This window comes from Solemya elarraichensis gill symbiont, from assembly GCF_002021095.1.
In the GTDB taxonomy this organism is placed as follows: domain Bacteria; phylum Pseudomonadota; class Gammaproteobacteria; order Chromatiales; family Chromatiaceae.
Map to the genome: position 1 here is coordinate 1 of NZ_MPRK01000290.1, position 1,975 is coordinate 1,975.

At 35.6% G+C, this 1,975-nt stretch carries 2 protein-coding genes; both read right to left on the bottom strand.

Features of this window, described 5'->3' with window-relative positions; genetic code table 11:
• Positions 1 to 500: 500 nt before the first annotated feature.
• Positions 501 to 1,127 (bottom strand): ankyrin repeat domain-containing protein, encoded by a 627-nt coding sequence (locus BOW51_RS10270; protein WP_135568252.1) that lies wholly within the window; start codon positions 1,125 to 1,127, stop codon positions 501 to 503.
• 511 nt (positions 1,128 to 1,638) lie between these two features.
• On the bottom strand, positions 1,639 to 1,941 hold the full coding sequence (locus BOW51_RS10275; protein WP_078477631.1) for a hypothetical protein: 303 nt from the start codon (positions 1,939 to 1,941) through the stop codon (positions 1,639 to 1,641).
• Between the last annotated feature and the right edge of the window lie 34 nt (positions 1,942 to 1,975).

Sequence of the window (1,975 nt, forward strand, 5' to 3'; positions counted from 1 at the left end):
ATCTTGTTGGCAAGTGCTCGGATTTCTTTTTCGTTCATCGTGCTTATCTCCCGTAGGGGTTAATGATAAGCAGATACACAAACTAATTTACAGTCTCGCAGTTCTTCTTCGATTGACTTCTTTTTAAATACAGTCTGAACTACCGTAGATTATTCTTGGCTTGACGTGTTCTTCCCATTACAGGTCCGATTACATTGTGACCGCCCTTCATCATGCCCTCTAAATCAAACTCCTTACTATTTGACAAAGCCACATTGTACTCAGACTACCATAGATATATATACATTAGTGAAAATAAGAATACTGCAAACCCAATAACTGTGAGAGAAGTAAAAATAATATTAATGACAGTTCCTTGCCATACGTAAGAATCACTTACCCATTGTTTCATTTCAAATGCGAAAAACATTATAAGTAGACTCACGATTAGAATTATAATTAATTTATATAATCGTTTTTTAGCCATATTCCTAAACACAATTTCATTCATGTGCACAACCTTAATCTGTAAATGGGGAAGGAATTATTTTGGCTTTTTCATAACCGCTCGTATATATATGGTATACATTATATTTATCATTAACATTTGGATATACTCTGAGACAAGGAAAGCCATTTACTACATAATCAAATGGTGGATTAACACTTACAAAATTTATCTTTACAGTACCCCCGCATTTTGGGAGAAATATATTTGCTTGGGGTAGTTTCGTTTCAAATAATACTCCAAGTTGAAGAATTTTCGTTTCATCTGGACACAACTTTTTAATGAATTCAGTAAAGACCAATTGTATTTTAAGCAGATCTTGTGGTGGAATTTGATAATAGAGCTTGGGTTTAAGCACTTCAATAAGATGCTTATGTCTGCGGCGAATAGCGACGTCGATGGGTTTCTCATCCTTGTAATTCATGACTGATCGCCATGCACCTAATTCGACAAGGAATTGCGCTACTTTTACAGGCAAGCCTGCGTGGGCAACATGATGCAGTACTGTGTATCCACTTTCTCTACTCGTATTAATTAGCCCTGGGTATTCCTTCAGTTTTTTTGCTATTGCAGGCCAATCTACATACTTTGCAGCATTTGCATATTCCTCATCCACGCAATCTAAAATCATTGTTTTCATTACAGGAACCACAGTTACTCATTTAATGATGCATTATAGCTCGTTTGTTTTGATTTCTGAGCGGCCTCACAGAACTTAATCTGAACAGTAAAATTTTTATCACTTCTATCTATGTGCACATATGCATAATATTTATTCTGTTTATTAAGTATTTTACGCACACGATTTTTTATTGTCTTAATATGCATTGTTATCTCATAGAGGTACTGTTGTGTATTGATAAAGAATTTGAATAAAGCCCACAGAAGCCACTTTTTTCCAAGAAGCACCTAACCATTCCTTTTTCAAAAAAGCTCCCCAGAAGTCAAAATATGATTCCTGGGGCAGTATATTTCCTGTGGATTAAGTCATGCCTGCTTACACCATTACTGGCTATTGAAGTCATATCCAATTATATGAATAATGAATCTCAGTTCAGACACGGATGAAATTCTGTAAGAGCCATATTTTCATAAATTTTTTTGGGCTTTGGTTAATAAAGCACTTCATCACCATCCCCCCTCCCGGGCACCTAATCACTAAAGTCGTAATTATTACCATCTCTAGTCACTTTCTTGACCTTCCCTTCAACGATCAGTGCAATCAGTTCAGTTTGTTTAGTATTGGACTTCTCTAATGCATTAATCCTTGATTGTTGCGATATAATCATTCTAGCCATTGACATGAATGTCTCTTGGTGACTGCTTAACACATTCATTGACTCAATTTTTTCATCAATACTTTTGAGCCAGTCGTAGTATCCGTATCGATCCATCAAGTCATCGAAGAGACTTTCATCCATATAGTCATATAAATCAATTTTCAATTGCCCCATAGTGACCCCAATTTTTCAGCATAGGATGTAAATA